We start from the raw sequence: 6628 nt of genomic DNA, 5'->3' as shown, positions 1-6628 counted from the left end.
TAAATTTAGGATAGTGTCTAAATTTAACAATTTTGGTTGATTTTTCAATATATTTACCCTTTCTTTTTATATTAATATTTAATTATGAACCCGTTTATTTTAGCACTTCAGGCAAGCAATCTAACTGTAGAGATACATCATCATTCTGCGTATCAAATTGTCCTTTCAAATGACACGCCTTTTAATTCAACTATCAGCGGTAAGCTAAACGAAAATATTCACGGTTTCCTAATAAAACCACAAGTACCACATTTCTGTGTTGCAGAAAAGGGAACGCTTAATGTTTTGAACATTGAGCCTTACTCTAATATCGGTTTACAACTAGCAGAACGCTTTGAAGAAAACCAAGAATTTATTGTCTTTGATTCTCCTATTGAAACCAACACTTTCTTTGAAACTCCTAGAAATAGTCTTAATATCAATAACGTGATTGATACCTTAATCTCGAAGTTACCACCCACGAATTATGATGAAAGAGTTACAAAAATTGTCGAGTATATCAGGGACAATTACTATAAATCAGACATTACACCCCAAACTTTTGCCGATATCGTTTATTTATCACCTTCGCGCTTAGCATCATTATTTAAACAACAAACTGGCAGTAGTTTATCCAAATATTTATTGTGGACTCGCTTGCGACAAGCAATCTATCTAACACTAACTGACAGGGAAAGAAGTCTTACTGACATTGCCTATGATACTGGTTTCTACGATTTGCCTCAACTAAATAAATATATGTATGAAATGTTTGGTATGCCACCTAAAGCATTAAAATATAGCAGCGACTTAATACAGGTCTACTAAAGTAGTCGTTGTTAACCAATTATTTAAAGGTATCAGCTTTATAGTTGATACCTTTTTTATTTTCTCATTTTTCAAAAATAGGCTTTTCAAAGTATAATAGTGATTTGATACAAGTTTACCAATCAGGTTGTTCGCAATTTTGTCTTATCAAATTAAACATTTAAAATTATGAAAGCAATAGCCTATCACAAGTTTGGAAACACAGCAGTTTTGCAAACGGTAGAACAACCAAAACCTAGCATCAAATCAAATGAGGTATTGGTAAAAGTAAAAGCATTTTCTATCAACCCGATGGATTGGAAAATTAGAAAAGGCGAAATGAAATTAATGTCAGGTTCGAAATTTCCTAAAAACACGGGAGCAGATTTTTCAGGCATCATTACCGATGCTGGGTCTTCTGTGAGCGGATTCAATATAGGAGACGAAGTTTTCGGAGTAGTTAAAAATATGATGAAAGAAGGTGCTTCATCTGAGTACGTTGCAGTTTCGGCTTCATTGGTTTGGAAAAAACCTGCAAGCATAAATTTTAATCAAGCAGCCTCTATTACCGTAGTTGGTACAGCAGCAGTAACCGCAATCGAGAAAATGGGAAAAATCAATTCAAAAACCCACATTTTGGTAAATGGTGCTACAGGTGGTTTTGGAATGTTTTTACTTCAATTATTAAAGCAACGTGGAGCATACGTTACAGCAGTTACAAGCACTAAAGGTGTAGAATTCGCCAAAAAATGGGGCGCAAATGCGGTCATAGATTACAGCAAAGAAAATGTTCTTTTACAAAAAGCCACATATGATATTGTCATTGACTTATCAGGCAAAATGGGTTACAAAAATGCAAAACAAATCATGATGCCAAAATCCATTTTTCTTAATGTAACACCACAACCTATCGAAATTCCAATGTCGTTGCTAAACAACCTTTTCACAAGTAAAAAGCAAATTGTAGTTCTCTCAAATCCAGGAATCAAATACACTAACGTATTATCGAATGCTTTGATAAACGGATTAGATATTGAAATCAACAAAGTTTTCCCATTCGACCAAACCAAAGAAGCGTATCAATATGCTGAAAAAGGCGGGTATATCGGCAAAGTTGTGGTGGAATTAAATTAACTCTAAAATTTAATAATATGATAACTAAAATTGACAATACCATTAAGTATGGTAAACAGCACGGTGGTTTTGGAATACAGATACTGTATCCCGGTCTTATTAAACCTGAACTTAGCGACACAGGTTTTTCTACTATTGGAAGAATAGATCATGCCAAGATTACACCCGGAACACTTATTCCCATGCATCCTCATAAAGATGATGAAATACTAACCTATTTAAGAAGCGGTAAAGTAAGTCATCTTGATTCCGAAGCGCACACAGGAATTATTTCAAATCAAAATTTGATGATGATGAATGCGGGGGCAACATTCTATCATGAAGAAAGTGTTTTGGACGAGGGAGGTACTTTACAAGGGCTACAAATTTTTATCAGACCTGAAGTCAAAGGTCTAAAGCCTGAAGTACAATTTTATCAACTTCCCGAAATCTATAGCATTAATGAATGGCGAAAAATAGCAGGATACCAAGCTGACTATCCTTTACAGATACGAAGCCGTACATGGATAATGGATTTAAGATTGGAAAAAGGAGAGGAAATTTTCCTTCCTGACTCACCTGCGGAAAATGTAGCATTTCTTTTCTATGTATTCGACGGTGAGGTAAATGTAAATGACAGCACTCGGCTTAATACTGGTGAAAGTATATTGATAGAAAATACGAGTCCTACCTTCAGGGCATCTGAAACAAGCGATATCGTATTATTCATCACACAAACTGATTCAGTCCATTTTGACGGTGGGATGTACAGCGGTAATCTGCAATAGTATTTCATTGTAACAACAGTGATTTGATACAAGTTTCAGTCTCATAATCACAACATCTTTGTACTGTAATTAATTATTAAAATTTTAAGCAAAATGAAAAGAAAAATAGTAATACTCGGAGCAACCGGAACAGTCGGTAGTAAAATTTCCGAAAACCTTTTAAATGAAGGTCATCATGTAACAGTTATCGCAAGAAATGCTGAAAGATTAGAAAAATTTCGTGCAATGGGGGCAGAAATAATTGCGGGCGATGTAAATGATGTTGTAGTTCTAACCAACGCATTTAAAAATGCAGACAGTGCTTTTCTGATTTTGCCTGATAATGTAAAAGCTGAAAATACTAGAGCGTATCAACGTCAAGTAACAAGCAATTTCATTGAGGCAATTGAAAAATCAGGCATCAAATACATCGTAAACATGAGCAGTCTTGGTTCGCAGATGCATGAAGGCAATGGAATCATGGGAGGTACCGCAGAGCAGGAAGTTCGTTTAAATCAATTAGCTGAAGTAAATGTGCTTCATATTCGTTCAGCCTACTTTATGGAAAACTTCCTAAGAACTATTCCTTTAGTAAAGGCTAAAGGTATCAACGGAACTGCAACTGATGGTGACCACTCATTTCCTATGGTCGCTACGAAAGATGTTGCGAAAATTGCAGCTAGTCATTTAGCAGACCTTGATTTTAAGGAAAAAAGTGTTCATGCCGTTATGGGTCCAAAAGATTACACTATGCGAGAATTTACAACGATTGTCGGTAAAGCGATTGGTCAACCTGAACTGCCTTACGTGCAAGTACCACTAGAGCAAGCAAAGCAAATTTTTTTAGGTAATGGATTTGCAGAGGATTTTGTTGATAATCTTTTAGGGATGGCTACAGGTATCAGAAACGGTATTTTCAATTATCAAAAAAGAGAAGATTTCACCACTACAACTACTACAGCTGAAGACTTTGCAGACCACGTTTATAAACCTATTTACAATAATTAATATTAACTAAAAATAATCATCACAATGAAATTATTAGAACAAACTACGATTGGCAATTTGAGCCTTAAGAACAAAATGGTAATGTCTGCTATGACAAGAAGTCGAGCTGATACCAATGGTATAGTTGGAGATTTAACTGTAAAATACTATATCCAAAGGGTAAGTGCAGGATTAATTATTACTGAAGCGATTAGAATAAGTGAAGAAGCAACAGGTAGTCCTTTCACACCCGGTATTTATACACAACCGCAAATAGATGCATGGAAAAAAGTAACTAAAGCAGTTCACGATAATGGCGGAAAGATAATCGCTCAACTTTGGCATACTGGTAGAGTTGGTCATTCAATTGACAGAAATGGTAAAGTTCCACTTGCTCCATCATCATTACCTATTACAGGAATGCAACATTATACATCGCAGGGACCTAAAGAGTATGAAATACCAAAAGAAATTACAATTGCCGAAATCAAACAAACCATTAAAGATTATGGACAAGCTGCAAAAAACGCAATTGAAGCGGGGTTTGACGGTGTAGAGCTTCATGCCGCTAATGGCTATTTACCAAATCAGTTTCTAGCTGACAGCTCTAATCAAAGAACTGACGAATACGGCGGAAACATTCCCAACAAAACCAGATTTGTGTTAGAAGTAATGCAAGAAATAATTGAAGCTGTTGGGGGTGAAAAAGTAGGAATTAAAATTTCGGCTTTTCATCCATATGGTGATATGTTTTATAATGATCCTGTTGGAATTTACAATTATTTGATTGAAGAATTAAACAAAATGGATTTTGCCTTTGTGGAGTTGATGAAAAAAAATCCTTTCTTTCCTCCACCTGCTAACTATCCAACAGATGATGAAATTGAAATGTTTGGTAGTAAAATAAAACAAACTATAATTGCTAACACCAATTACGATAAAATCACAGCTGAAGTTGAAATTGAAAAAGGCATTGCAAAATTAATTTCGTTTGGTACACTATTCTTAGCCAATCCTGACTTACCAAAGCGATTTGAATTAGATGCCGAGCTGAATGAGGCTGATAGAGCCACAATGTTTGGAGGTGGAGCAGAAGGTTATATTGATTACCCTTTTTTAAACAAGTAATTAATTATAAAAACTCGAAAATGGACAATATCATAAAAATGGTAGATAAAAATAAGGGAGAACATATTTCAGTAGTTGGAGACCTATACAGAATTGTTATTTCTGGAAATGAAACGAATGGGGCTTATGCAATGATAGACATGCAAGTTCCTCCCGGTGGTGGTCCTCCTCCTCATTCGCATTCAAATTTTCATGAATCCTTTTTGGTAATTGATGGAGAGGTTGAATTTAAAACCGAGACAGGTAAATACACTGCAAAAAAAGGAGACTTTATAAATGTTCCTGTCGGTGGTGCTGTACATAGCTTCAAGAATATTAGCAATAAAATAGCCCATCTTGTATGTACTGTAGTTCCTGCTGGTTTAGATGAATTTTTCAAAGAAATAGGTAAACCTGTGCAGGCTGGGGAGTTTTTACCAAATAAGCATTTGAATGAAGATGAATTAAATCAATTAGTGAAAATTGCTGAAAAATATGGTCAAATTATTTATCCAATTAACTACCTAGACAAATAAAATTCACAGCTAAAATTTCCAGAATAAATAAATAGAAGTAAATAACAAAAAAATTATTAAAAATGAAAAAAATATCAAAATTATACGTGTCACTAAGTATTTTAATATTAAGTGTTTCATCATTAAATGCTCAATCAATCCCTGATAGCATAATGACAAAGATTAATAACTTCAGAGGCTTCTACGAAACTTTAGGTAAAACATATCCTGTTCACGCTGATGTTAAAGTAGACGAAACAACAATTGCTGGTGTAAAGAGTTTTTGGTTTAATAAAAACTTATTACCTCAAAAGAAAATTACAATTTATCTACATGGGGGCGTATACACTTATGGCAGTATAAATGCCTACCGCTCAATGTTGACACATTTATCTGCATCTTTAAATACATCAATTGTATATGTTGAATATTCCCTTTCACCAGAGCACCCATATCCAACTGCAAACAATGAAGTCTTAAATGTTTATAGAGAACTGACGAAGAATTATCCAAACCATAAAATTTCAATTATTGGTGATAGTGCAGGTGGCGGATTGGCAGTATATCTTGTTAATGATGCGCAAAAAGCAAATCTTCCGATGCCATCATCATTGGCTTTAATTTCGCCGTGGATTGATTTAAAGTGCGATAATGAATCATATACTACTAAACAGTCAGTCGATCCAATCTTAAAAAAAGATTTTTTATACAGCCACGCATTAATGTATGCAGCAGACAAAATAAAAGAAGCAGACCCAAGTGAAATTAAGTTCAAGAAATTCCTGCCAGTATTCTTATTGGTAGGTACAGACGAAGTACTAAACGATGATTCTAAGAATTTTTACTCCTATATTAAACCAATTCAACAAAAAGCAAAATTCAAAGAATTTGTAGGACAAAAGCATGTTTGGCTATTTTCACATATTGATTCGAAAGAGTCAGTTCAAGCGATGAGCGATATTAAGGAGTTTATTTCTGCTAATTGAGATAACAAATGAAATCAAAATCAGTATCAAAATAACGAACTTTGAAAAAGTCGATTTATACACAAAAAGACTGATATTTTTACTGTCAGTCTTTTTGCTTAAAAGACTATGCCCAATCCTTTAAGATAACCAAATTGAATTCCAAAACAACTAAACTACTTTCCGAACTTAATGAACAATTAAACTTCATAGACTTAGAAATTGACAACTTGTTGGTACGATGTGAAAGTGCCATCGACATCATTTTAAGAACAATTAATAGTCTAAAATTACTCGTTGTTAAGAACAATTTTAAAACCGAAACTGAAGAAATACAATTCTTCAAAGAAATCAAACCACAATTTACTTCGAAACTTATTTATTATAA

At 34.2% G+C, this 6628-nt stretch carries 7 protein-coding genes and 1 pseudogene; all 8 read left to right on the top strand.

Features of this window, described 5'->3' with window-relative positions; all coding sequences use genetic code 11:
- Positions 1–84: 84 nt before the first annotated feature.
- Positions 85–807: a helix-turn-helix domain-containing protein gene (locus tag IRZ80_RS20485; protein WP_194644190.1), complete on the top strand. Its 723-nt coding sequence runs from the start codon at positions 85–87 to the stop codon at positions 805–807.
- Between the two features lie 168 nt (positions 808–975).
- Complete coding sequence (locus IRZ80_RS20480) at positions 976–1920, top strand: NAD(P)-dependent alcohol dehydrogenase (protein WP_194644187.1); 945 nt, start codon at positions 976–978, stop codon at positions 1918–1920.
- A 17-nt stretch (positions 1921–1937) separates the two neighbouring features.
- Positions 1938–2687 carry a pirin family protein gene (locus IRZ80_RS20475; protein WP_194644185.1) on the top strand — a complete coding sequence of 250 codons (750 nt, stop codon included), beginning with the start codon at positions 1938–1940 and terminating at the stop codon, positions 2685–2687.
- A 93-nt stretch (positions 2688–2780) separates the two neighbouring features.
- Positions 2781–3674 (top strand): NAD(P)H-binding protein, encoded by an 894-nt coding sequence (locus IRZ80_RS20470; RefSeq protein WP_194644183.1) that lies wholly within the window; start codon positions 2781–2783, stop codon positions 3672–3674.
- A gap of 24 nt (positions 3675–3698) precedes the next feature.
- The gene (locus tag IRZ80_RS20465; protein ID WP_194644181.1) at positions 3699–4781 is read left to right on the top strand and encodes an alkene reductase; all 1083 of its coding nucleotides are present in this window, start codon (positions 3699–3701) and stop codon (positions 4779–4781) included.
- Between the two features lie 20 nt (positions 4782–4801).
- On the top strand, positions 4802–5296 hold the full coding sequence (locus IRZ80_RS20460) for a cupin domain-containing protein (RefSeq protein WP_194644178.1): 495 nt from the start codon (positions 4802–4804) through the stop codon (positions 5294–5296).
- 62 nt (positions 5297–5358) lie between these two features.
- Positions 5359–6261: an alpha/beta hydrolase fold domain-containing protein gene (locus IRZ80_RS20455; protein WP_194644176.1), complete on the top strand. Its 903-nt coding sequence runs from the start codon at positions 5359–5361 to the stop codon at positions 6259–6261.
- A 134-nt stretch (positions 6262–6395) separates the two neighbouring features.
- Positions 6396–6628: pseudogene (locus IRZ80_RS21090) on the top strand (RteC domain-containing protein); the annotation flags it as partial.

It is taken from the genome of Flavobacterium sp. HJJ, from assembly GCF_015351475.1.
Lineage (GTDB): Bacteria > Bacteroidota > Bacteroidia > Flavobacteriales > Flavobacteriaceae > Flavobacterium > Flavobacterium marginilacus.
This window is presented reverse-complemented; position numbering and strand designations above follow the sequence as displayed.

Excerpts from the sequence above, each read along its gene's own strand:
- IRZ80_RS20475 (WP_194644185.1), top strand. The coding sequence starts at position 1,938 with ATGATAACTAAAATTGACAATACCATTAAGTATGGTAAACAGCACGGT.
- IRZ80_RS20485 (WP_194644190.1), top strand. The coding sequence starts at position 85 with ATGAACCCGTTTATTTTAGCACTTCAGGCAAGCAATCTAACTGTAGAG.
- IRZ80_RS20470 (WP_194644183.1), top strand. The coding sequence starts at position 2,781 with ATGAAAAGAAAAATAGTAATACTCGGAGCAACCGGAACAGTCGGTAGT.
- IRZ80_RS20460 (WP_194644178.1), top strand. The coding sequence starts at position 4,802 with ATGGACAATATCATAAAAATGGTAGATAAAAATAAGGGAGAACATATT.
- IRZ80_RS20455 (WP_194644176.1), top strand. The coding sequence starts at position 5,359 with ATGAAAAAAATATCAAAATTATACGTGTCACTAAGTATTTTAATATTA.
- IRZ80_RS20465 (WP_194644181.1), top strand. The coding sequence starts at position 3,699 with ATGAAATTATTAGAACAAACTACGATTGGCAATTTGAGCCTTAAGAAC.
- IRZ80_RS20480 (WP_194644187.1), top strand. The coding sequence starts at position 976 with ATGAAAGCAATAGCCTATCACAAGTTTGGAAACACAGCAGTTTTGCAA.